Genomic DNA, 23,615 nt, shown 5'->3' on the forward strand with positions numbered 1-23,615 from the left:
CGATTGCCGAGCGAAGGTTCTGGATCAGATGAAACCGATCGGCTACCTGCCGGGCCTGCGGTGCGCCTTCACGGACGGCCTGCGCATAGAGACCGCAGCGGTCCCGGCTGACGACCTCGACGGAAGGATGGTCACGCAGCCACTTGGCCGCACTCTCGACGCTGCGATCGTCCAGTATGTCGACAACCGAGCGACGCTCGAGATCAATCATGATGGTCCCATAGTTTGTCGCACGCTGCCAACTCCAGTCATCGATGCCAACCACCCGAACCTCCGAATTGCGGTGAGCATCGGCGGCATTCCGCTTCAACTGCCGCAGGATGGTGTCGTCGCTGATCGGCATGCCGAGCCGTTGCATCAAGCGTTCGCCAGGACGGCCGCCAGTGCTGTGGCCCAGCAACCCGACAATCTCACCGAGCCTCGTCGTCCGGCGCGCGTAAGGAAGCGCGATCGTCGGCAAACGGTCGGTGAACGTTCGTCGTTCACATTTCCGATTTGTGCATCGCCAGCGGCTCAGCAGGAGCTTCACCGTCACGGGCTTGCCCTGGGACCGGCAGATCCTGGAGGCTGCGGTTGGACCAGCCGTGCCGCCTTCGGCTTTGCCGTCGACAATCGGGACAAATGCCGATCTCAGACCCGGCAGCGGAAACAATCCAGCCGTCATCAACGGTGAGCGTGACACCCAGTATCTTGACCCCTGGGCCGGGCGACCATTTCGACTTCGTTCGCATGGTCACCTCGATGCGGAAGTTGGGCGGTTGAGCTCTCAGCTTGGCTCTACAGCCTTGACCACATCCGCATTCGCTACAGCGTTCAATACGACGGCGTGGAGATCGAACAGCTTTCGCCGGGCACTCGCGGCATTGTCCTGCTACTGCTGTACTTGTCGATTGACCGCAACGACGACCGACCGCTCGTGATCGATCAGCCGGAAGAAAATCTCGATCCGAAGTCGGTGTACGACGAACTGGTTGAGCGCTTCCGCGAAACCAAGCTTCGCCGCCAGATAATAGTGGTGACGCACAACGCAAATCTGGTCGTGAACACCGATGCGGATCAAGTGATTGTTGCAAAGGCCGGGCATCACCAGGCGGGTGCTCTGCCGACTATGACCTACATCGCGGGCGGCCTCGAAAACCCGGAATCCGGAAAGAAGTATGCGAAATTCTGGAAGGCGGAGAGCCCGCCTTCCTAGATCGGGCCAAGCGGCTCCGTCTCCGCCTATAGCGACTCAATCGGCGGAAGAGGCTCGGCACTGGAGGCATTGCGACTGGCCGAAAAGGGGCGCCTGGCTGCCCGTCCAGACGCGGCCCCGTTCACCAGCGCTTCAAGGGTAAATAACAGCAGGCTTCAGCTCAAATCGCTCAATCCTCGGTGGCAGAACGACAAGCGGCCGCGACCAACACGCCTACCCATCGATATGACTGACATGGGCAGAGTGTTGGTCTAACAGGGATCGCTATTCCTTCATTTTCTTGTCTGGTGAGCCGCCGTACTGAGCATAGGCGTCCAGCATCATTTGCGCGTACTCACTTGTGCTCGAAGCTATCTCACCCAGGCCCGGCCAAGCGAAAGGTATCGTGAACGCGGTCGATGCAAGTTCAACCTCGACACCCAGTAGCTCCGCCACTGCCAAAGCCTGAGCCGGGTCCTTGTCCTCCGGCCACAGATCAATATCGAGAATGATCCAGATGTCATTATCGTCGTTCACACTGATGTCGGCCTGAAGGGCGCCCAGCTTCTCGCTAATGTTGGTAGCGTCGTCAAGCAAAGCGCTGCGAATGAGAAGAATGATCTTCTCCTCATCCAAGTCGAGCTTTGGTCTGCCATCGACAATCCGAAAATCTGGTTCGTCGTCGGTATTTTTGACCGGCAGGAAAGACTCGCCGTTATCATCAGACCAGAACGCCGTCTCGAAGAGGTCGAGGGGTGATGCGCCGCACCCTAGGCAATGCCAGAGATTCTGGGCGATCTGGGGACCGGTAATCTTTCCATCGCACCGTATGCAGAACCACACATCCGACTTGCCGCGGCCCAGCGGGTGCCGCACCACACCATTGAGGTCAGGCTTTGTGGACCGTCGAGGCCAATTTGAAGAGATTTCCGCGCGAACCCGAGTAACTCGATCTTTGGCTAGCGTTAGTGCTGTCTCGAGGAACTTCGGGTCATTAATCGGGCAGTTCGCGTCCCGGTCGGTGTACGTCTCCACGATCGGAATCGCGCCAGGGTTTTCGGGCACAATGATGCTCCAACCTTCACCGGCAATGATGACGTCGCCAAGTACTTCTTGAAGCCGATATGGATGGTTCCCAATCGAGCCATGTTCGGCATGTTCGAGGTAAGCGGAGCGCCGGTCCATTGCTTCGGCATCACCCTTCATGAAGGTTGCCATCGGAAGGGGACGCCCAACGAAGGCCTCGACGCCACTCATTAGCCTAGTATCAATCTGCCAACCCCTCTTGCTTGAGGAGATCAATTTGACCCAGCTGGGGAAACCGAGTTCCCCCGCGATCAAGTCAAGTGCGTGATGTTGCGCGATCCTGTTTGCGCGCGCGTACCGTTTGGCCAGAGTCTTAAGTATGCGAAGTTCGCTTGGTTCGGTCATCGTCCATATCCTGGATATGATCCGACCATGTGCCCGCTAATGGCCAGACCCTGCCATTGGCATGGAGTGACAGTTTCAGAATTCAACGCTGACAAGCTTTGCGTGGCGGGCACACCGGCCCGCGTGTGGGCCACGCCTTCTATGCCAAGCTCGCTCATAGCGGTCAAGCGATTCTACACTATCCATGGCGATTTGACGTAACGCCCGATACTAGGTCCTGGCTAAGGCACTGCAACAGAACGTCTCCTTTCCTGACCAACTGCTGCAGACCTTTGTTCGCCGCCCCGAGGTGGTCTGCCGTTCTGGCCAGCGCCGAACGTCAGCTTTTGGGAGCCGGGAAAGCTTCGCTGGATGACAGGAAACGGGCGCGTACCTGTCCGGCTCCTCGTTGGTCGCAAGGAGCCGGGGTGGTTAAATTTCTGTCCCTTCCGCCAAAGTGAGTGCATCCTCGACGTCGACGCCAAGATAGCGCACCGTGTTCTCGATCTTGGTATGTCCGAGTAGGATTTGCACCGCTCGTAGGTTGCCGGTGGCTTTGTACATGATGGACGCCTTGGTCCGCCGTAGCGAGTGCGTGCCGTATTCCTCCCGGCGCAGGCCGATGCCAGTCACCCACTCATCGACCAGTCGCGAATATTGCCGTGTGCTGAGATGATCGGCGTGATCGATGCGGCTCGGAAAGGCGTATTCGTCGATCGCGCCGCCACGCCGATCAAGCCATGCCAGAAGGCTGGCACGCGCATCATCCATCAACTCGAATTGGACCGGCCGACCCGTCTTTTGCTGAACGACGATCGCCCGGGTCCGGATTTGGCTGCCGCTGACCAATTCGCCGATTTTTATCTTTACGATATCGCAGCCCCTCAGCTTGCTATCGATCGCCAGATCGAAAAGTGCTCGGTCACGGACGCGACGGTGCTGATCGAGGAAGAAGCGAACGGCCCATACCTGACGTGGCTTCAACGCTCGTTTGGCTCCGATCTTGCGGCCAGCATTCCAAGCCCGACGTTCCTGCGAACCCGGATCATATTGTGACATACCCATGATCATTCTCCTTGGCCGACATCGGCCAGGGAGATTTTCCCGCCTTGCACCTACCGTCGGTTGCGTTTTTTTGGGCCGACAGTGGAACGGCCGCTTCCTAGATGGTAGCGCTGAAAGCCGACCTTTGTATTCAGCGTAGTGGGCCGACTGCAGGGACGACGAACGAGCGACGGCCGCTACTTCAACGTGATGGCAATACCGCTGAGATCGGCGTTGACTTGCAGGCCTACCTGCTTGCCTGAGAGCTCGAGTTGGGCGCCCTGTCATTGGTCATGACGATCACCTGGGCCCCTTTGCCGAGCGCGCCGCCACCGCCCGCCGCACCGTAGACCTCCGTCACATCTTGGACGCGGCGAATGTGGCGCACGGTACCATGGAAATAGGTCTTAGAAGCCCCGAAGGCGAGGCCGCCCGAGATGCCGCCGACAGAGATGGGATAGCGGCGACCATGGAAGGTCAGCGTGCCCTCGCCTCCAGAGCCACCCACAAAGAAGGCAGCCTTGTAGACTGAGAAGCGGATCGTACCGCTATCTGGATGCGCGGTGCCGGCAAAGCTGATTCCTGCTGCAGCGACAACCGCAGCCGCGACTGAACGAAATCTGGACGAAATCTTCATGATGCGAGTCCTCCTCAAGATCGAGGCTTACCCAGCCAGGAGGGCACGTCAGCGTCATGCCAAAGTCACAGCTGAACAGTCTCGCCCGTCATTAGTTCCAAGCGCGCGGCCTGAATCCGGCTGCGAGAAGGCCGCCACGAAACGAGGCGGATGGCAACATAGTCTCGGTGGCAGGGCCGGTGGCAGCCAACGCTCGGCTGACTCAGGATTGCCTGCACGAAATCTAGAGCCACGAAAGCGAGGGGATGCGCAAAGCTGTAAACATTTAACAACCCACAACCTTTGACCGCGTTGCTGAGATGTGCTCGGAGGCTCGTCGCGACGCCAAGTACAGCGCGGTCAAAGGAGATGTCTGCTTCCGGGCAACGTCAATGATCGACTTCTACGGCCGACATTTGGGCGCAATGCGGACATCAGCTCAATCCCAACGTATACCTCATCAGCCGTTCAATCGTATGTTACATCGAGGTTTAAGCTCGACGCTATCTTATCACAAATAGTTGATGTCAACCCAGATGTTACGCTGACGTGCAGCCGGCGGGTTACGTCACGCAAGGGTATACCCAAATGTGCGAGCTGCGAGGCCGGTGGCGTGCGCCATCCGCTGCTTGATGACTGCCGTGGGCCGGAGAACGAACCCGCTCGCGCGGGAGGGCACCCTGTGCTTGAGGTAAGGGTTATGGTCGATCGTCGCGCTCGCGTTGAGCGTCGTTCGGCTGGAGCAGAGCATGGCGGGCTTCTTCAACAAGGAGCCTGACCATGCCCTATCCTGTTCTTGATGCACCTATCAGTCCACTTCGTCAGCGGCTGATCGACGACATGAACATGCGGCGTTTCTCACGGGAGACGCAGCGCAACTATCTCCGCGACATCGGACGCCTGGCGACGTTCCTCGGGCGTTCACCAGACACAGCGACCACCGACGACCTGCGCCAGTTCCAGATCGAGCAGCAGGACGACGGTGTTCCCGTGCCGACGATGAACAGCATCGTGTCGGCGCTGCGCTTCTTCTTCACGCATACGGTCGATCGTCCCGATCTGGCGCGCAAGCTCGTTCGTCTGGCCCACCCGCGCACGTTGCCGGTGGTGCTGAGCCGCGACGAGGTCGCCCGGCTGCTCAACGCCACCACCTGCTTCAAGCACCAGGCCGCGCTGTCGGTCGCTTATGGCGCGGGCCTGCGCGTGGCGGAGGTGTCGACGCTGAAGATCGCCGACGTCGATAGTGAGCGCATGCTGCTACGTGTCGAGCGCGGCAAGGGCGGGCGATACCGCAACGCCATGCTGTCGCAAGACCTGCTCTTGTTGCTGCGCCAGTGGTGGAAGGTCGGACGCCAGCAGGGCGTGATGCACCGCGACGGCTGGCTGTTTCCGGGGCAGCATGCGATGAAGCCCATCAGCACCCGCCAGCTCTATCGCGTGGTCGTCGAGGCAGCGCAGGCGGCCGACATCGCCAAGCGCGTCGGGCCGCACACGCTGCGCCACAGCTTCGCCACCCACCTGCTGGAGGACGGCACCGACATTCGGGTCATCCAGGTCCTGCTCGGGCACGCCAAGCTCGACAACACCGCCTTCTACACCAAGGTCGCGACCCGCACGGTGCGCACGGTCACGAGCCCGCTCGACAAGCTCGGCCTGTTCAAGGAGGCAGAGATCTCGCCCGATGGCTGAGCCGTGCGCGCCTCTGTCGAGGTCGCCGACATCTTCCGTACTGCCGGGCCCGCCTACCGGGCCGCCCATGCAGGGCATCTGACACTGCAGCAGCTCAAGATCATGTCGTCGATCGAGCACTGCCGCACCGCGGCCCTTGGCGGTCACGTGGAGCCCTGCGAGGACTGCGGCCACTGGCGCATCGCCTACAACTCCTGCCGCAACCGGCACTGTCCAAAGTGCCAGGGTGCCGCGGCGCGGACATGGCTTGCCGAGCGCGAGGGCGACCTGCTGCCGGTCCGGGTGCTCGGCAAGCTGTTCCGCCGGCTGTTCCTCTCCCGGTTGGTCGCGCTGCACGACGCTGGCCGGCTCGCCTTCTTCGGCGCAATTGCTCATCTCGCGGAACGGCGGGCATTCCTGCACCACCTGTCGCCGATCCGGAAGAAGCGCTGGGTGGTCTATGCCAAGGCGCCCTTCGCCGGCCCGGAAGCGGTGCTCGCCTACCTGTCGCGCTACACCCACCGGGTGGCCATCTCAAACCGCCGCCTCATCCGCCTCGACGAGAGCGGCGTCACCTTCCGCTACAAGGACTATCGTCGCGAAGGCGCCGACCGGCAGCAGCGCATGACGCTGACCGCCGACGAGTTCATCCGTCGGTTCCTGCTGCATGTCCTGCCGCGTGGCTTCCATCGCATCCGCCACTATGGCCTGCTCGCCGGCTCCGCCCGCAAGGCCAGCCTCGCACTCGCGCGCGAACTGCTCGCGGTCGCGCCTCCCGCCACGAACGATCCATCGGCCGAACCGGACGACTTCCGCCCGCCGTGCCCGTGCTGCGGCGGCCGCATGATCGTGATCGAGGTGTTCTAACGGTGGAAGCAGCCGCGCGGACCGCCGGACAAACGGCGACGAACCGGGAGAACTCTCCATGACCCGGCATGGCATGGTCTCCCCTTCAGCCAAGGGCACTCAGCCTCCGGCAACGGATCGACGCACGTCTATGGTGATTATCGACTCCGACAGAGCCGCGCCCAGCCGCCCACCGGTCGGACAACAACGCGCGGAGGCGCAACGAAGCGGTCTGTCCGCATTCACCCAAGAACTCCTCGACGGCGGTCGCGCCATCGCCGACATCAGCCGAAACCCGAAATCCCCATAGCCTTCGACTGTGGCCCGCGGGTTCCTTCCTCGGGGACTTTCGTACGCCTGCCGGCGCCCGAAACTCTTCACGGAAGCTGACGGTCCGCTTTTGGTGTTGGCCTATCAGAACGCAGCCGTTCCGCTGCCGGGGGGCAGACCAAACCGAGTGAACCCTCTCATGCTGCGCCGCGCCTTGACATGGCGGGGACCCACCTCGAAGTGAAAAATATCGGAAATTCATGTGTTGAGAGGGGTTCATCCGCGTCAGTCCCGCTTCCATAGCGGCCTTGCGCAGATCTTCCTGGCGCCGTTCTCCGAGCTGGCGACCTTTTCGCCGGCCTTCGATACAACGCTCCCCGGCAGCGAATTCGGCGACTATATCTCGGCGTCTCGGCGCCTATCGAACCGCGGAGCGACGCTGGGGGCATCGCCCGCGTCACACTGAGCGTTACCGGACAGGCCGAGGAAGAGGCAGACGAGGACGAAGCTACGGTAACCTTGAAGATGGTTCTCGCGCACCGAGTCAACAGACATTGCATAAGCTATGCACGGCGTTAGGGTGTGGTGTCGACGACATTGCACCGAGTAGCCGCAGCCCATGTATCTAGACCTAGATGAAGACCTTGTTCTTCGGTTCCACAATGTACTCGACTCAGCACCTCCTGCCGGGCGCCAGAAGGAACAGGTGGTACAGGATTTCCTGGAACAGAACACCGAGCTGATCCCTACACCGGCTGAGGCAACGCCAGCACTGCATCTCGACGCGATTGTATCGAAGTTCAAACTTTCGACGGCGCTTAGCACCGACTACGTTTACATGAATAAGAATTCCGCTTTTTGGGACATAACCCTTGTCGAGCTGGAAAGCCCAGAGAAGCAGTTTTTCACCAAGAACCAGAACCGGCCCACGCCCACCGCTGATTTCACGGCCGCCCTAGCCCAGGTTAAGGAGTGGCGGGCGCACCTGAGGGATAAGCCACAGACACTTATCGATGCCCTCAAACCCCTAATGCAGGGGGCGTTACGGGACAACCCAGTGACGATTAGGTACCAGCTTATTTACGGACGGTCTGACGGCAAAAACCGGAGCGACGCCACGAAAGCGTACATGGTCGATCTTCGGGAAAACGAGGGCATTCGTGTCCTCAGCTATGACAGCCTCATCGGCCTTTATGGACAATCGCCGAGGTTTAAGAAGAACGTTCTCCGGCAGGTGAAACACCGGTTCGGCTTCAAGTCCATGATCGACCGACCGCTTCACTTCTTCTCCGCCATGGGGCCCCAGCACCTTGATCTCACCGAAACGCAGATAAGTGCGCTGATTGAGAACGGTTTCGACATGGAGTCCTGGAAGGAAGGCAAGCTATTGGGCTTCAACGAGGTGCTACCGATCCCGACCAGCGCCGAGATGCGTAACGATTATCTGCGCACAATGAGAAATCGCCTTCGCTGAGTGCCACCACACTCGAGCTTGCTTAAGGTTATTTGCAGGGGATAAGGCCCTGGGATAAGGCCCCGCGCCACCAGACCGGTAACGAGCTTTGCTGTAAAGTTGGCTTCCCTCCAGTGGTAGCCGCCTTGAGCGAAACATCAGAACCGGCAAAGCCATCAAAGCCATATCGTATCCTGAGCCTCGATGGCGGCGGCGCCAAGGGGTTCTACTCGCTTGGCGTGCTCAGGGAGCTTGAGGCGCACTCCGGCCGGCGGTCCTTTATGGAGGGAGCGAATCGTCTTTCCCTGCCGCCCCTAGGTGCGAAGCTCGACTGGAACCTGGCAATTAAGTGTTTCGCATTCCTTCCCAAGATTTTTCCGGTAGTTCTTCGCAATCACGCTCGTGAAAAGCTCGCCTTGCTATTCCGTGAGGTGCCTCGGATTCAGCGCCGCACGTGGAGTGCCTTCGGCCCACGCGATCCACTTTCGATCATTGACGTAGGAGATGGCTGCTTCGAGGTTCTGCGAAAGAACCTCTCGATGCCGCAGTTCAACGCGTTCTTTTTCGAGCGCGGCGAGTGTTGCCGGCACGTCGCTCTGGCGCAAGCGCAGCAGATCTCTGTCAATCGTCTGGACGACGGTGTCCAAAGTTGGTCCGAAGTCCGGTATGGCCGCCCGACGACTTCACCACTCTCCCCGGCAAATGCAGCAAGCACGGACGCTTGCAGGCGTTTGATTTCGTTGATGCCATCAATGACAGCCGAGAGAATGACCGGGTGGGATTGGGACAGAAAATTGTGAGCGAGGCCGCCTTCCTCAGAGTGGCTCGTCGCAACGTGCTCGACTGCACGCCGGCGATCGTCAACCTTGCGCTGGGCCGCATGGAGGGCGCGTCGATACTCGTAGCGATGCTTAGCGACCGCACGGCTGCTTCAAGGCTTTTGTCGGACAACCAACTCGACTCCCGATCGCTTTCGCCACATCATGTTCACGGGGGCGCTTGGGGATGGCATTCCGATTTCGAAAATCTGTAAGGATTGCGCCGGGAGTCCGGATAAATCTCAACGCGAAAAGTGCCAGCGTGCGGGTTGGGCCGAAAGGGCTTGGATATACAGTTAGCACGACAGGCAAAAAGCGCCTCAGTGCGAGCATCCCTGGCACCGGACTTTCTTATTCAGAGGTTGTTTCGTCGAAGCGACAGCCAGTGCCTAGCGCGCCATCGCAATTAGTTGCTTCCCAAACCAAGCCGTCTTCGAAGGGCCCACTCGCCCTTGTGCTACTCACCGTTGGCGCCGGACTGGTTTGGTGCAGCACGCCTTATAATGAAACCAAGATTACCGGAGCCCGGTTATCAACCACTGGATCCGAGCAGCAGAACCTAAAGCCCGCGACAGCAGAACCGGACCCTCGGGCCTCCCAAGGTTCAGACGCTTATGCCTGGCCCGCCTCTTCCGTTCAAAAGACACTCTATAGTACCGCAAATGTTCGCCTACGGACATCCCCATCGGCGGAGTCGCAGATTGTACTCACCGTCCCAGTCGGATCTGCAGTGTTGTCATCGAAGCGCGAAGGGTCCTGGCATCACGTTTCGTACGGGAACTATTCGGGCTGGATTCTAGGCGATTATCTCGCAGAGCCTCGCCCTGAACCCGAGGCAACTTCTTCGCCGATAGCACCACTAATTTCGCCCGAACAGCCGGCCAATGACAGCAACACAATCTCGGGCCGCGCGACCATCGTCGACGGAGACACAATCGATATTGCCGGCACGCGCGTACGTTTCAATGGCATCGATGCGCCTGAGAGTACTCAGCTCTGCCAGAACGCCAGGAGTAAGAATTACCACTGCGGCCAGTCATCGGCGAAAGCGCTTGATGCTTGGCTGGCAACCTCTCGGCCCGTGACTTGCAAATTCGTAGAGTGGGATCGCTATGGCCGCTTCGTCGGCGACTGCTATCGTTCCGACGGCGCGGCGGTGGCAACGTGGCTGGTTAGCGCAGGCCACGCGATGGACTGGCCGCGCCATTCGGACGGCGCCTTCGCGAGCCATCAGGACGAAGCTCGGCTGGCGAAACGCGGGATCTGGCAAGGTGAGTTTCAGCCTCCGTGGGAATGGCGTGCCGCGCAGCAGGCGCCTAAGCAGGAAACCACGAATCCAGTTCGACTGCTCTCGGGCTCATGCGCCATCAAGGGCAACATCAGCAACAAGGGCGTTCGCATCTACCACCTCCCCGGCCAGCGTTTCTATGACGAGACAGTGATCAGCCCTGCCAAGGGTGAGCGAATGTTCTGTTCAGAAGACGAGGCGCGCGCGGCTGGTTGGCGCCAGTCGAAAAGGTGACCATAGCTGCTGGGCGCAAAGCGAACTGAGCTTGGGAGGTGGCTCGAATGGCTAGCAATGACAATAACTGTTCCAGGTACCGAACGTGCAGCCTGCACGCCGCAAACCCTGTCGTTTCAGGCCGAAAAGGATGTGTTCGCCGCCTTCGGCGTCACGATCTACGGATTGAGCACGCAAACCCCAAAAGAGCTGTCCGATCGGCTCGGCCTGGCCTTCCCGATCCTGAGCGATGCCGAGTTCAAGCTGACTGACGCGCTGCGCCTGCCAACCATGACCGTGGAAGGCATGCGGCTGATCAAGCGGCTGACCCTCGTCACCAAGGACGGGGTGATTGAACACGTCTTCTATCCGGTGTTCCCGCCGAACAGGTCGGCGGCCGAAGTCGTCGCTTGGCTGCAAGAAAACACCGCTCCGGCGCAAAGGTCGGGCGTGCTGATCTACACCACCCCGGACTGTCCCCACTGCAAGGCCGCGAAGGCGCTCCTGACCGAAAAGCGCGTTGCGTTCATCGAGGTTGACGTTGAGCGCGATCCGGAAGCGGCGAACGTCATGGTCGCCCGCAGCGGCGGCCGCCGGACGGTCCCGCAGATTTTCATTGGCTCAACCCATGTGGGCGGGGGCGACGAACTGCAAGAACTCGACCGGGCCGGTCGCCTGGACCAACCTCTCGCCGCACGGACGAATTAATAGGCCAGGCAATCGTTCCTCTGGCCCTCGCATATCGCGCTCCTCACGCGAACACCAGGATATCGATCGTTGGACGTATCGCCTCTCCATTCCCTGCTCATGGCCTATGCAGCTTACATCTTGGGCGCCTTGAGCCCAGGCCCAGTAATATGGCGATCATGAGCACGGCGATGATCCGCGGCCGTACGGCAGCGTTCGCACTTGCCGCCGGGGTGATCACCATCTCCTGGACCTGGGCGACACTCGCATCGACAGGGCTGGCCGCATTGCTTCTGACCTATCCTCAAACGCTGACCGCCATCCAGATCGTCTGCGGTTCCTATCTCATCTAACTTGCGGTGATTGCATTGCGGGCGGCCCTCCAGGGGAAGGACCTGGCGAAGCTGGCCGAAACTCAACCCTCCCGCGCGGAGTTCAGGATGCTCTATCGTCGGGGGCGTGCTGATCCATGTGGCAAATCCCAAAGCCGTCATGGCGTGGGTCGCTACAATCACTCTCGGGCTTCAGCCGGGGGCTCCTGCCTATATGCCCTTCGTCACCCTGCTCGGATGTGCGGTGTTGCCTGTCATCATATGCAGCGGATACGCGATCGTTTTCTCCTTTCCGGCCATGTCGAGGCTCTACGCCAACGCGCAACGTTGGATTGACGGACCGGAGCTGTTTTTCGCAGGCGCCGGTCTCACCTTGGTTCAACGCGCAATCACGGAAGCCGGCGGCTATCTGGCCACCGGGCGGTGAAGGGGGCAGATCACAATGGGCACGAACAATCCGCCGCTTTCGCCCGAGGACGTCGAACGCTTCGGGCCTGATCCCCTTACCAGCTTCCGCACCAATCTGGCGTCGGTTGAAGAGCGCATCACGCTTGCTTGCGCGCGGGCCGGGCGCGACCGTGCCTCCGTGCGGGCCGGGCGCGACCGTGCCTCCGTGCGGTTGCTGCCGATCACCAAGACGGTGCCGGCCCATATCCTGCGATATGCCTTCGACGTCGGCATCAGCACCTTCGGCGAGAACAAGATCCAGGAGGCAATGACAAAGAGCGAGGCGCTTCACGATCTCGCCATCGACTGGAGCATCGTCGGGCATCTGCAGACCAACAAGGCCAAATATCTGACCCGCTTCGCGCGTGAGTTTCATGCGCTCGACAGCCTGCGGCTCGCCGACCTTCTGAACACGAGGCTGGACCGCGAAGATCGCTTCCTCGACGTCTATGTGCAGGTCAACACGTCTGGCGAGGACAGCAAGTTCGGCCTCCATCCGAGCGCACTGCTGCCCTTCGTGGAGACCCTCGATCAGTTTCCCCGTCTCCGGCCATGCGGGTTGATGACACTTGCGCTGTTTTCCTCCGACATGGCCAAGGTGCGGCCTTGCTTCATTCTGCTGCGCCGGCTGCGGGACAAAGCCGTGAAGCACAACGCCGCGCTCACCGGGCTCTCCATGGGTATGACCGGAGACTTCGAGCAAGCCATCGAGGAAGGCGCCACTGTCGTGCGCGTCGGTCAGGCCATCTTTGGCAAGCGGCCGACGCCTGACGGCCACTACTGGCCGGGTTTCGCCCCCACCGACCGAGGAATTGAACCATGATTTTTCGCAAACGGCCGGTCTGCTTTTCCGATCACCCCCGCCGATCGTTCCGGCCGGGTGGACATTTACGCTCTACGGAAACTGGTCAGCCGGCTGATCGCGGCTGAGGTCGATTCCATTGGCCTGCTCGGCAGCACCGGCATTTATATGTATCTGACTCGCGACGAACGACGCCGCGCTATCGAAGCTGCGGTGGAGGAAGCCTCGGGTCATATCCCGGTCGTCGCGGTACGCTTCTGTGTTGCATGCTTCGTTTTGTCTCCGCTCGCCGACTCGCGGTCCCGGAAGCGGGAGGGAAGCGGGGTAGGCGGCGAGTTGGGACGGAAGGGCCGCCGTCCAGGCGCACCGCATCCGAAGGACCGGAACGAAGAGAAGGACCCGAAGCGAGAGCGAAAGGTTGCGGGATGCCGCGGCGGGCTTAGAAGGGAGGGCCGCCTACCGTCATCGAAGAGGCAGGCAGAGGCGGGGCGCCATGTCCTCAATTCCCGCTTTGCGGCCGTCGAGCGTCGGAATCGTTCCCGTTTCCGTCTTGCTAAGGCCACCATTGCGCAGGAATCGGCGCAGGCCCTCGTGGGAGCGGTTCTCCGCTCGCTCGCCGCCTCGATCACAGCCAACAAAACGGGCGCGAGGATTGCCACAGGCAGAAGCAGCCGAAGCCATCATCGTGACGATTTGCTCTTTTGCAGCTCGGTTCGTTCAGCGTTCCAGTCGGGTGGGGTCTGATCGAGAATGTTGCGAACGAAGAAGTCCAGGAGTTTGCGCTCAGTGTAGATGCCTGGCGCGTTGTGATCGGCACCAGGCACATAGACCATGTCGAAATCTTTTCCCGCCTTGATGAGTCGGTCGGCAAGCTGCAGCGAGGAGGACGGGTCGACATTGCGGTCCATTTCGCCGACGACGATCATCAGCTTGCCCCGCAGCCTGTAAGCATTGTCGATGGCGGAGGATTGGGAATATTCAATGCCGACTGGCCACCCCATCCACTGTTCGCTCCACCTGATCCTGTATATCCGGTTGTCGTAGCAGCCGCTGTTGGCGACCGCGACCTTATAGAATTCGGGATGGAAGAGCAGCGCGCCCACCGCGTTCTGGCCGCCTGCGGACCCGCCGAAAATGCCGACATTGGAGATATCGTACCACGGATACCTCGCGGCGGCCGCCTTGTGCCATAGAATGCGATCGGGAAAGCCTGCGTCCTTCAGATTTTTCCAGGCAACGTCATGAAAGGCGCGCGAGCGCTTGTTGGTACCCATGCCATCGATCTGCACAACGACGAAGCCCAGCTGCGTGAGCGGCTCTGTCCGCCCTGAGAAGGATTTTGGGACGAACGAGCCCTGGGGCCCGGCATAGATATTCTCCACCACCGGGTACTTCTTCTTCGGATCGAAATTGGCGGGCAGGTGGATCACGCCCCAGATATCAGTCTTGCCGTCGCGCCCCTTGGCGTGGAAACTGAGTGGCGGCTGCCAGCCTGCGGCGACGAGCTCGGATATGTCGGCGGTCTCCACCTGCATGAGTTTGACCTCGTCGCTGGCGCGGTAGAGCATCATGCGGGGCGGCAGATCGATGCGTGACCAGAGATCGACATAGTAGCGGCCGTCGGGAGAGAACTCGACATGGTGGTTGGCCGGCTCGGGCGTGAGCTCAGTCAGCCCCTCACCGTCGAAGCCGATGCGGTACGCATGGACGAAATAAGGGTCTTCCCCCGGGTGCATCCCGCTCGCCTCGAACCAGATCTGGCGCTTGACCGGATCGACATGGTTGACCCCCCGCACGACCCACTCACCGCTGGTAATCTGGTTCTTGAGCGCGCCGGTCCGGCCGTCGAACAGATACAGGTGCTCGTGCCCATCGCGCTCGGACGCCCAGATGATCTCCTTCCCGTCGTCGACATCGTAACGAAAGATTTTGCCGGTACGGCGCTGGTTCATCACCAGCGGCCGGTAATCAACGAAGGTCGTGCTGGTCTCATCGATCAGCGAGCGTGCGCGGCCCGTGGCGGCGTTTACCTCGACCAGCCGATAGAGCTGATGCCCGCGCTGGTTATATTCGAAAGTGAAGCCGCGACCGTCCGCCCACCATTGGAGAGGGGAAAGTTCGAAGGGGTTCGAGAACAGGGCGTCGTCGATCACGATCTGGCGGCGGCCGGCAATGTCGAACAGGACCGGCTGGGGCAGCGGAAGGACATCGCCCGGCTTGGGATAGACCCTTGTCGAATATTCGCGCTGCAACCGGTCCGTCGACGAATTGAGGTACGGGACCTCCCGCTTGTAGCCGGGGCGAACGCGGTAGGCCGCTAGATGGCGCGAGTCCGGCGACCAACTCAGTGTCGAAAAGACGTAGCCATTGTTTTCGGATCCATCCCGGCTCAGCGCAACATTCTGCAATCCGTCCTTGCTGCGCAGCAAAACATTGTGGTTCCTTATAGAGACGATCCATTTGCCGTCGGGCGAGACGCTCCTCTGGTCGGGGTTATTCTTAGCCGGGGGGGTGTAGTCGTGGCTGAGCTGAAAGGCCGGCGCGTCCACATCCAAGTTTGTGCTGGTGCAAACATAGCTTGCAACGTCGCAGCTCCACCGGACCTGCTTAATCAGGAAGTCGAGCCTGCAACCATCCTCGGTCAGTTCGAAACGCTCGAAGGGAAGATCGCCGGCCTGATAGCTCTTATGGCTCGCTTCATTTAGCGCCGCCGCCAGACGGGCCTGGTCGAAGGCGGCCCGTTTCAAACCCGTGGCAGCATCGACCCGCATGAACTGGCGCTCGCCGTGGCTAGTCCGGCGGTAGACGAAGGCTTCACCCCCAGTCAGCCAAAAAGGCATTTCGGGGACATTGGCACTGAGTCCGCTATAGCGATCGTTGATCGTAAGTGCCCGCTCGAAATCCGCCAGCGCCAGCGGTGGATGTGCACCGTTCGAACCGTTGGCCAGCACCCGAGCGGTTGCCGATCCCGATGCCTCTTGAATTAATGACGCGAGCGCCGAAGCGCCGATCTCGACCATATCTGTTCACCTCTTTCGGTTTTCGGGAGACGCATTGTTGGATCTGGCTTTTCATCGCCGGTGTGCAGCAGCCGTTAAGCGTTGCTCGAAGGCGTCAGCACGCGGGTGCGGCCGAGACGGCAGTCAACATGACCCGTGCGCCTACGCGGATATCCAGGAACTGGCCGGGTGAACCAGACTGAAGAGTTGGCATCCGAGCCAGCAGGGTATTTTCCATGTCACAAATATTCAAAGCCCGATCACACTTCCTTGCTGTTCCTGCACCGGAAACGGCCGGAACGGGGCCCGGCACGAAGCGTTGGCGATCGGCATTCTCTGCATGGCTGGCGTCAGTCCGTTGATCCGTATCCGGATGAACGATGCAATATGCGCGCCAAAGGAAAATCCCTTTAGATCAAGGCGATCGATCGGACCGGCTGTGTCGATGACCGACATTGACGTCGCATATCCGACAGCTCGGACAACCCCAAGTCACATTGACCTTGGGTGTATCTCGGGTTGACAAGAGTGACCCTTGAAACGGAAGCGGCAGAACTCAAAGGCCGCTTCGAGGATCAGGATCAACGGAGCCGGGAACTGTTCACCGAACACAGCAAGGCGGCAGACGCGGTCAATGCGATAGGAGATGACGATGCCGCTGCTCGGATCGAAGAGCGTCGCCGGACCGCGTCGCTCCGGATCGACGAGAAGGCTCTCCGCTATCTCAAGCTGCGGATTGGTGTCGTGGCGGCCGAACAGGCACTTCGCCTCTACCGGGACCGCCACCGGAGTTCCATGATGGCTCAAGCGTCTGAGGCGTTTCATACGATCAGCAGGGGCAACTACCGGGGGCTCGTGACCCAGCCTGACAAGGACACCGAGATGCTCGTCGCCATAAAGCGCGGACGGCGGATCAAAGATGGCGGCCGCGCTGTCGAAGGGAACGCGGTTCCAGCTTTATCTGGCCCTTCGCGTCGCCGGATATCATGAGTTCGCTTCTTCGCATCGGCCGGTGCCATTCCTGGCCGAGGACATCATGGAGACCTTTGACGATTTCCGCGCAGAGGAAGCCTTCCGGCTCTTCGCGGGAATGGCGAAGGTGGGACAGGTGGTGTACTTCACCCACCATCAGCACCGCTGCGACCTCGCGCGGAAGGTGTGTCCGAGCGTGACGATCCACGAACTGCCGCAGGCTCCGGCGTCACTGCACCTGGTGAAGATCAGCCGACAGGTCGCCTAGTGTCGCAGCGGAAATGCGGTACCCCAAGAGCGTACCATCCTGTTCTCGCGCCAAGGGCGACATTGATTGGCTCGACCCCAACACTCTTCTTTGTTGCCCGGCGGCGTCGGCTCGTCCTGGCTGCAGGCGGCCATGACCGGTTGATTGCGCACTTCTCGGATTTCATGGACACGCATCAAGGATCGCCGAGGTCTGTGCGGTCACCCTCGACCGGCGCCGACCTTGCTGCTCTGCTCGCGGCCTATTCGCGCGCCACTGACGATGCGATCAAAACGAAGCGTCACCGTGTTCTTGCGGTCCCACGCGGATAGGATTGCTGCCCGCGAACCACCCATCCCTGGTGAGCAGCATGCTATTCATCATCGGCAACGCCCGCATCTTCTTCCCAGTCACTGGAAAACCCCGGCGTGATGTCGCCCGCCAGCAGCTTCTCCTTCGACAGCAGGCCTGCATCCTCAAGCGCTTCGATGTCGGGGAGATCGCGCAGCGTGTCGAGCCCGAACTGCAGCAGGAATTCTTTTGTCGTCACGTAGGTGTAGGGCGCGCCCGGCGTCGGGCTACGCGGGCCGGAAGCGATCAGACCGGCACCGCGCAGATGACCAATAAAATCGCGGCTGATCTCCTTGCCGAAAAACGACGACAGTTCTCCGCGCGTGATCGGCTGGAAGTAGGCGATGCACATAAGAACCAGCACGTCCGACTGCGTCAGGTCTACGGCACGCCTGTTGTCGCCGCCGGCGGTGCCAAATGCACTGCGGATGGCATCGGCATAGGCCGGCCGGGTCAGGTGCCGAAAACCGCCGGCGACGGCGACCAGGTCATAGGGCCGGCCGCGTAGCTCCTCTCGAATATCGTCGATCAGAAGGTCGATGCTGCAGCTCTTGCCGACGATGCGCGTCAGCGTCTCGCGGCCGACCGGTTCACTAGCGGCAAAAATCGTGGCCTCGACGCGGTTCATCCACTCCCGCCAGCGAACCTCCGCCGGCAGGTGGTCGAGATCGCGATCGAACAAATGGTCATATGAACGACGGTCGCCTGATCGATGGTCATCTGACCGGCCCTGCCCTCGCCTCTTGCGCGCCGCTTCAGCCATTTCCTAAAGCCCGTAGATGCGGAACGTGGTGCGGCCGGACAGCTCGCGCACGGCGCCGAGATCGACCAGTCGGTCGAACAAGCGGCGCAGGCCGCGGTCGCTCATCCCGGTTTTTTTGTCCCCGCGCGAGGCAACCAGCGCGTCGTCGGACAGCAGCTTTTCGACGACGAGATCCGCACCCTTCGCGCGCAGCTTCGGCGCGACGGCGAGCAGCCGCTCGGCGCGGCGGCCGAGCTCGGTCGAGAGGTCGATCGCCCGCAGCGCTGCGCGCGCCTGAGCCACGAGCAGGCCCTGCACCCTCTCCCCGCCTGGCGCCTGATCCCTCTCCGTCAGACTGGTTGTTCTCACCCGCACGCCACGCGTGCTTCCGCCCGATCCCGGCTGCGCTCCCAGAAGCGGCACCGCATGCGGCCATCCCAGTCTTTGCGCGAGCAGGGCGTCGGCGAGCCATGAACCGAAACTGCGGCCGAAACCATGGCGCTCCGCGCTCGCGAAAGCGCTGGTCAGCACCTCGACAACCCCACCTGCGGCAGACAGCTGGCCGAGATCCTCGAGGAGATCGCCGCCCGCCGCGCCGTTGCGGGCGAAAAAACCGAATTCTTCCAAGACCACGGTGAGGTTTTTCTCCGTCAGAAGATCCTCTGCGGGCCGGGCTGCCAGCCGGCGCCAGGCGAGGAGCAAAAGACCGCCCGGCCCACAATCGTCGCCGGGGCGGGTCAGGAGAAAAGAATCGCGCAGCGCGGCCTCGTCCTCGGTGCGCCCCGCCTGCCGCGCCGTTGTCGCGGCCGCGCCGAGTGCCAGACGTTGCCGCCAGGCGCCCGCCCATTTTTCGTCCCGGCGCACGACAGCATCGAGCGCGGTCAGCGCCGCGCCGGCGGCAAGCGCAGCATCCTCAAGGGTTTGCGCCGTCTCGACTGCCCTGCGCAGCCAGGATGGCACAGCCGTCATGGGCGCGATCGGCGCGGCGCCGAGCGGCTGGACTGCGTGTCGCGAAGGCGGTTTGGCGTGGAGAATCATCCTCGACAGCATGACTCATCGCGGCGCTTTTAACAACGACAATACGAACAAACCGCCGCGCCTGTCGTGGCCAGATTATGTCCGGTAAGCTTGCCTTATCGGACGTATGCGCCTAGCCTGCCAAACCATGGAAAATCCCCCCTCCAAACCCGCCAAAATTGATCTCCCGGCCGCCGATCCTCTTCATCCCGATCTGCCCGACATCGTCGATCTCGTCATGGAAATGGGTCGGACGGCACCCCGTGTCCCGGCGCACGTCGAGGACCTGGTCGAAGCCGCCAAGGACTACGCCAACAACGCCAGCTCGGAAAACACCCGCGATGCCTACGCCAAGGATTGGCGCCATTTTTCCGCCTGGTGCCGGCGCAACGGCTTCGAGCCCTTGCCGCCGGCGGTGCAGACAATCGGGCTTTACATTAGCGCTTGTGCCGCCGGCGATGCAAAGCGTGGCATCCCGCCTCTGTCAGTTGCAACGATCGAGCGGCGGCTCTCCGGCCTCGCCTGGAACTTTACCCAGCGCGGCTTTGTCATGGGCCGCGCCGACCGGCATATCTCGACGGTGCTCGCCGGCATCCGCCGCAAGCATGCCAAGCCGCCGCGCGTGAAGGAAGCCCTGCTGGGCGAAGATCTGCTCGCCATGATCGCCACGCTCGGCCACGATCTCAGGAGCCTGCGCGACCGCGCCATCCTGCTGCTCGGCTTCGCCGGCGGATTGCGGCGCTCGGAAATCGTCGGGCTCGACGTCACGCGCGAGGAAAACAGCGATGGGGCTGGCTGGATCGCGATCTTTCCGGACAAAGGGGTGCTGGTCACGCTGCGCGGCAAGACCGGCTGGCGCGAGGTCGAGGTCGGCCGCGGCTCCAGCGATTTTTCTTGTCCGGTTGTCGCGCTGGAGACCTGGATCAGACTGGGAAGGATCGCCCGCGGGCCACTGTTCCGGCGCATCTTCAAGGACAACAAGACCGTCGATGTCGAGCGGCTTTCCGACAAGCACGTCGCCCGCCTGGTCAAAAAGACCGCACTGGCCGCCGGCGTCCGCGCCGATCTTGCAGAGGGCGAGCGTGAACAGCTGTTCGCCGGGCATTCCCTGCGCGCCGGCCTCGCCTCCTCGGCCGAGATCGAAGAGCGCTACGTGCAGAAGCAACTCGGCCATGCCTCGGCCGAGATGACTCGGAAGTATCAACGGCGCCGGGACCGGTTCCGGACCAACCTCACCAAGGCATCCGGGCTTTAGCAAAGCCCCTCCCCTCCCCCCGGTTGCGCCGCCACACGGCGGTCGGAGAGAGCAGGGTTTTCACCTTAGCGCTTCAATTGAAATCGGGAAGTAAAAGCGACAGTGGCGCGGGCAACCGGTCCGATCAGGGTTTTCAGGGACAAAAGACCGATGTCGTAAGCCATTGTTTTCATGATGGCTGATTCGCGTTAGTCAAGCTATCTCGATGTTAAGTTGACTTGCAGGGGATTTTCTCTGGCGCCTTTCTCACTATCGATAATCACCTCTTATCGATAGTGATTGTTTTTGCGGCGCAAATCAGTCATTTTCGGCCCCAGGATGGCCGCCGGCGACGTCCCGCGCGGCCGCGAACGACAATAGCGAAGCGGCTTTCCGCCGCACGAGAGAGGGCGCCCGGCATGTCCGACCAAAAACCCGTCCGCTTGCCCGACCCCGCTTCCGTCGAAACCGTGCTCGCATCTCTGGTGGCGCAGTCGGCCAACGCCGAGCTCGCCCCTGCCCTCAACAAGGCCTTTCCAGGCTTTTCGTTCTCGACCGCGCCGGTCGACGACTTTTACTGGCGCGGCGACGCCCGTACCGTCTTGTCCGCCGATGGCACCCGCCTCGGCGACCATCGCGCCTGGGTGGAAAAAGAGCTGGCCGAACTCAACGGCGATCTCACCGCCTTCTGGAACCGGCATCGCGAGGACGGGGAAAAATTCGCCGAATGGCGCGGCGCCAGCGCCTTCGCCTTTGCGCCGACCGGGCCGGGCGTCGCCGATTTTATCCAGCTCTCGCTCGGCCGCGAGATCGAGGTTTTGGCCGGCCCCGTCGTTGATCCCGACTACCGCCCCTATAGCGCCGACGATCTGTTCGACCCTTCCTGGGTGCAGCGCGAGCCTGCCGCGGACGGGCCGCTACTATCCGGACCCATCTACCGGCTGCGCGGCCGCGCCGGCGGCGGCATCGTTCACATGCGGAGTTTCTTGGCGCGCCGGGCGCGCATCGACAAGGAACAGCGCGAGGCAAGCCGTCCCGAACTCGAAAACCGCATCATCCGTGAGGTCGGCCCCGACGGCACACGCGACACCGCGTTTTTAGAGGCCAATCCGGACTGGTTCGATTTTGTCCCACGTGAAAACCGCTTTTTTGCCGACTGGCAGCGGTCGAGCGCTTGCGCCGACCGCATTTTTGACCATTGGGCCTTCGACATCCACGATCTTGAGCATCGCGGCCGGCGCGAGATCGGTTTTATCCCGCGGCCGCTCAAAATGCCCGCCGAGAAGCTGGCGTTGGAAGAAGATATTTCGGTGCACCGCCTGATGGAGCGCACCGAGGCGATCGACGCCGAGGTGGGCCTGCCCTTCGCCTGGTTCTTTTTGATGACGCACGGGCACTGGGTCGATCCGGACGTCGGCGATGCGATCGCTGAAGGCCTGAGCCAAGGTCGGGTGCGTTTGCCCGATCGGGACGCCGCCGTGCTGCTCGCCTGGGCCGACAAAAAATATCTGTTCTGAGCCGCCGTCATGGATCTTCGCCTGCCAAAACCCGTACGCGACCAAAAGCTGCGCCGTGCGGAGGCGCTCGACGCGCTGGATTCGGCGCTGCCATTCGACCGGCGCGATTTTCTGGCCGAACTTTTGACCGATGACGACGTCGCCACACTGCGCCATCTCGCCAAAGAAGGCATCGGCGAGAATTCCCTGCGCGCCCTGGCCTCCGATCTCGGTTACCTCGAAGCATGGTCGCTGGCCGCGACCGGTTTTTCGCTCCCCTGGCCGGCGCCGGAGGCACTGCTGATCAAATTCGTCGCCCATCACCTGTGGGATCCCGCAAAACGCGATCTTTTGTCCACGCACGGCATGCCCGAAGAGGTGGCTGCAGCGCTCAGGACCCAAGGCCTGCTGCGCGTCGACGGCCCGCACGCGCCGAACACCGTGCGCCGTCGCCTGTCCAGCTGGTCGACGCTGACCGGCTGGCGCGGTCTTAGGGGAAATTTTTCGGCGCCCGGCCTGCGCAGCGCCATAAAGCTGGCGGTGCGCGCCAGCGCCCGCCCGCGCGGCCGCAAGAGCACAAAGGCGGTGACCGCCGACATTTTGACCGCGCTCCTAAAAGCCTGCGCCGGCGACCGTCTCGTCGACGTGCGCGACCGCGCCCTTCTCATCACCGCCTTCGCGTCCGGCGGCCGCCGCCGCAGCGAAATTGCTTCGCTCCGGTTCGAGCAGATCGTCGAACAAGATCCGGTGCCCGCCGATCCCAAGGCTCCCGACTCTTTGGACAAACTGCCGTGCCTAAAAATCAGGCTCGGCCGGACAAAAACGGCACAGGCTGACAGCGACGCCTTCGTGCTGCTCGTCGGCCGGCCTGTTCTGGCCCTGAAAGGCTGGCTCGAGCGCGCCGGGATCACTGAGGGCGCCGTCTTTCGCGGCATCGACCGCTGGGGCAATCTCGAAAACCGCGCGCTGACGCCACAGGCCGTCAACCTGATCCTCAAGCGGCGCATCGCCGAGGCCGGATTTGATCCGATTGCGTTTTCCGCCCACGGCCTGCGCTCCGGCTATCTCACCGAAATCGCCCGCCGCGGCATTCCGCTGCCCGAAGCCATGCAGCAGTCGCAGCACCGCTCGGTGCAACAGGCGTCCAACTACTACAACGACGCCGAGCGCACGCTCGGGCGGGCGGCGCGGATCATCGTCTGAGTCGCAGATCGATCCGATGCATCACGGCTTGCGGCGTCAGCTCTAGGACTCGGCCACGCCTCGGCCGAGATGACCTGCAGATACCACGTCGGCGCGACTGTTTTCGTGTCAATCTCACAAAAGCGAGCGGGCTGTAGGGACAAAGAGCCCGTTACGCGCCAAACAGCCGCCGGTCCCAGTAGACCGGCTGGTGCAGGCCTGTGTGGATCTTTGAAAACTCCGGATGCGCCGGATTGATCAGCACATTGCAATCGAGACGCGCCACGACACTCGGCACCAGCAGGAT

The 23,615-nt window shown here is 61.7% G+C and carries 20 protein-coding genes and 5 pseudogenes; 15 read left to right on the forward strand and 10 right to left on the reverse strand.

Annotated features, from left to right (window positions below):
* A pseudogene (locus AC0L3O_RS34350) lies at positions 1-731 on the reverse strand (ISL3 family transposase); the annotation flags it as partial.
* A gap of 41 nt (positions 732-772) precedes the next feature.
* Between AC0L3O_RS34350 and AC0L3O_RS34355 the strand changes: the two are divergent.
* Positions 773-1,227, forward strand: a pseudogene (locus AC0L3O_RS34355) (AAA family ATPase); the annotation flags it as partial.
* A gap of 232 nt (positions 1,228-1,459) precedes the next feature.
* Here AC0L3O_RS34355 and AC0L3O_RS34360 read toward each other — a convergent pair.
* The 3 genes and pseudogenes from AC0L3O_RS34360 to AC0L3O_RS34370 form a co-directional block, all read right to left on the reverse strand.
* Positions 1,460-2,605 carry a hypothetical protein gene (locus AC0L3O_RS34360; RefSeq protein WP_473617990.1) on the reverse strand — a complete coding sequence of 382 codons (1,146 nt, stop codon included), beginning with the start codon at positions 2,603-2,605 and terminating at the stop codon, positions 1,460-1,462.
* Positions 2,606-3,016: 411 nt separating this feature from the next.
* Positions 3,017-3,649, reverse strand: coding sequence for a tyrosine-type recombinase/integrase (locus tag AC0L3O_RS34365; protein ID WP_473617991.1), 633 nt, complete (start codon positions 3,647-3,649; stop codon positions 3,017-3,019).
* Between the two features lie 176 nt (positions 3,650-3,825).
* Positions 3,826-4,265: pseudogene (locus AC0L3O_RS34370) on the reverse strand (hypothetical protein).
* A 759-nt stretch (positions 4,266-5,024) separates the two neighbouring features.
* Here AC0L3O_RS34370 and AC0L3O_RS34375 point away from each other — a divergent pair.
* The 3 genes and pseudogenes from AC0L3O_RS34375 to AC0L3O_RS34385 all read left to right on the forward strand — a co-directional run bounded on the left by AC0L3O_RS34375 (position 5,025) and on the right by AC0L3O_RS34385 (position 8,502).
* Positions 5,025-5,933 (forward strand): site-specific integrase, encoded by a 909-nt coding sequence (locus tag AC0L3O_RS34375; protein ID WP_473617992.1) that lies wholly within the window; start codon positions 5,025-5,027, stop codon positions 5,931-5,933.
* Positions 5,934-5,936: 3 nt separating this feature from the next.
* Positions 5,937-6,841, forward strand: a pseudogene (locus AC0L3O_RS34380) (IS91 family transposase).
* Positions 6,842-7,734: 893 nt separating this feature from the next.
* A complete protein-coding gene (locus tag AC0L3O_RS34385) occupies positions 7,735-8,502 on the forward strand; it encodes a Shedu anti-phage system protein SduA domain-containing protein (RefSeq protein ID WP_473617994.1) in 768 nt (255 codons plus the stop codon).
* A 398-nt stretch (positions 8,503-8,900) separates the two neighbouring features.
* Here AC0L3O_RS34385 and AC0L3O_RS34390 read toward each other — a convergent pair whose 3' ends face one another.
* Entirely contained in the window at positions 8,901-9,128 is a 228-nt protein-coding gene (locus AC0L3O_RS34390; protein ID WP_473617995.1) for a hypothetical protein, read from the reverse strand.
* A 74-nt stretch (positions 9,129-9,202) separates the two neighbouring features.
* Here AC0L3O_RS34390 and AC0L3O_RS34395 point away from each other — a divergent pair, with 74 nt between their 5' ends.
* The 7 genes and pseudogenes from AC0L3O_RS34395 to AC0L3O_RS34425 form a co-directional block, all read left to right on the forward strand.
* Positions 9,203-9,514, forward strand: a complete 312-nt coding sequence (locus AC0L3O_RS34395) for a hypothetical protein (RefSeq protein ID WP_473617996.1) — start codon at positions 9,203-9,205, stop codon at positions 9,512-9,514.
* Entirely contained in the window at positions 9,487-10,821 is a 1,335-nt protein-coding gene (locus AC0L3O_RS34400; RefSeq protein WP_473617997.1) for a DUF4236 domain-containing protein, read from the forward strand. The genes AC0L3O_RS34395 and AC0L3O_RS34400 overlap by 28 nt, the downstream gene beginning before the upstream one ends.
* A gap of 57 nt (positions 10,822-10,878) precedes the next feature.
* The gene (gene grxC / locus AC0L3O_RS34405) at positions 10,879-11,508 is read left to right on the forward strand and encodes a glutaredoxin 3 (protein WP_473617999.1); all 630 of its coding nucleotides are present in this window, start codon (positions 10,879-10,881) and stop codon (positions 11,506-11,508) included.
* Between the two features lie 77 nt (positions 11,509-11,585).
* Positions 11,586-11,840, forward strand: coding sequence for a LysE family transporter (locus AC0L3O_RS34410; RefSeq protein ID WP_473618013.1), 255 nt, complete (start codon positions 11,586-11,588; stop codon positions 11,838-11,840).
* A 10-nt stretch (positions 11,841-11,850) separates the two neighbouring features.
* Positions 11,851-12,246: a LysE family transporter gene (locus tag AC0L3O_RS34415; protein ID WP_473618000.1), complete on the forward strand. Its 396-nt coding sequence runs from the start codon at positions 11,851-11,853 to the stop codon at positions 12,244-12,246.
* Between the two features lie 15 nt (positions 12,247-12,261).
* Positions 12,262-13,089 carry a YggS family pyridoxal phosphate-dependent enzyme gene (locus AC0L3O_RS34420; protein ID WP_473618001.1) on the forward strand — a complete coding sequence of 276 codons (828 nt, stop codon included), beginning with the start codon at positions 12,262-12,264 and terminating at the stop codon, positions 13,087-13,089.
* A 30-nt stretch (positions 13,090-13,119) separates the two neighbouring features.
* Positions 13,120-13,314, forward strand: a pseudogene (locus AC0L3O_RS34425) (dihydrodipicolinate synthase family protein); the annotation flags it as partial.
* A gap of 434 nt (positions 13,315-13,748) precedes the next feature.
* Here AC0L3O_RS34425 and AC0L3O_RS34430 read toward each other — a convergent pair.
* From AC0L3O_RS34430 to AC0L3O_RS34440, 3 genes are all read right to left on the reverse strand, one after another.
* Positions 13,749-16,088, reverse strand: coding sequence for a S9 family peptidase (locus AC0L3O_RS34430; protein ID WP_473618002.1), 2,340 nt, complete (start codon positions 16,086-16,088; stop codon positions 13,749-13,751).
* Between the two features lie 228 nt (positions 16,089-16,316).
* Entirely contained in the window at positions 16,317-16,523 is a 207-nt protein-coding gene (locus AC0L3O_RS34435) for a hypothetical protein (RefSeq protein WP_473618003.1), read from the reverse strand.
* A gap of 36 nt (positions 16,524-16,559) precedes the next feature.
* Entirely contained in the window at positions 16,560-16,853 is a 294-nt protein-coding gene (locus tag AC0L3O_RS34440) for a hypothetical protein (protein ID WP_473618005.1), read from the reverse strand.
* Positions 16,854-16,986: 133 nt separating this feature from the next.
* Between AC0L3O_RS34440 and AC0L3O_RS34445 the strand changes: the two genes are divergently transcribed.
* Positions 16,987-17,307, forward strand: a complete 321-nt coding sequence (locus AC0L3O_RS34445) for an ATP-binding protein (protein WP_473532615.1) — start codon at positions 16,987-16,989, stop codon at positions 17,305-17,307.
* A 352-nt stretch (positions 17,308-17,659) separates the two neighbouring features.
* Here AC0L3O_RS34445 and scpB read toward each other — a convergent pair whose 3' ends face one another.
* Together scpB and AC0L3O_RS34455 are read right to left on the reverse strand one after the other, a co-directional pair.
* Complete coding sequence (gene scpB / locus AC0L3O_RS34450; RefSeq protein WP_473618006.1) at positions 17,660-18,400, reverse strand: SMC-Scp complex subunit ScpB; 741 nt, start codon at positions 18,398-18,400, stop codon at positions 17,660-17,662.
* 3 nt (positions 18,401-18,403) lie between these two features.
* The gene (locus AC0L3O_RS34455; protein WP_473618007.1) at positions 18,404-19,417 is read right to left on the reverse strand and encodes a DUF1403 family protein; all 1,014 of its coding nucleotides are present in this window, start codon (positions 19,415-19,417) and stop codon (positions 18,404-18,406) included.
* Positions 19,418-19,544: 127 nt separating this feature from the next.
* Here AC0L3O_RS34455 and AC0L3O_RS34460 point away from each other — a divergent pair, with 127 nt between their 5' ends.
* The 3 genes from AC0L3O_RS34460 to AC0L3O_RS34470 all read left to right on the forward strand — a co-directional run bounded on the left by AC0L3O_RS34460 (position 19,545) and on the right by AC0L3O_RS34470 (position 23,329).
* The gene (locus AC0L3O_RS34460; protein WP_473618009.1) at positions 19,545-20,651 is read left to right on the forward strand and encodes a tyrosine-type recombinase/integrase; all 1,107 of its coding nucleotides are present in this window, start codon (positions 19,545-19,547) and stop codon (positions 20,649-20,651) included.
* 398 nt (positions 20,652-21,049) lie between these two features.
* Entirely contained in the window at positions 21,050-22,147 is a 1,098-nt protein-coding gene (locus AC0L3O_RS34465) for a hypothetical protein (protein ID WP_473618010.1), read from the forward strand.
* 9 nt (positions 22,148-22,156) lie between these two features.
* On the forward strand, positions 22,157-23,329 hold the full coding sequence (locus AC0L3O_RS34470; RefSeq protein WP_473618011.1) for a site-specific integrase: 1,173 nt from the start codon (positions 22,157-22,159) through the stop codon (positions 23,327-23,329).
* Positions 23,330-23,615: the final 286 nt, after the last annotated feature.

It is taken from the genome of Mesorhizobium sp. WSM4810 (assembly GCF_055811235.1).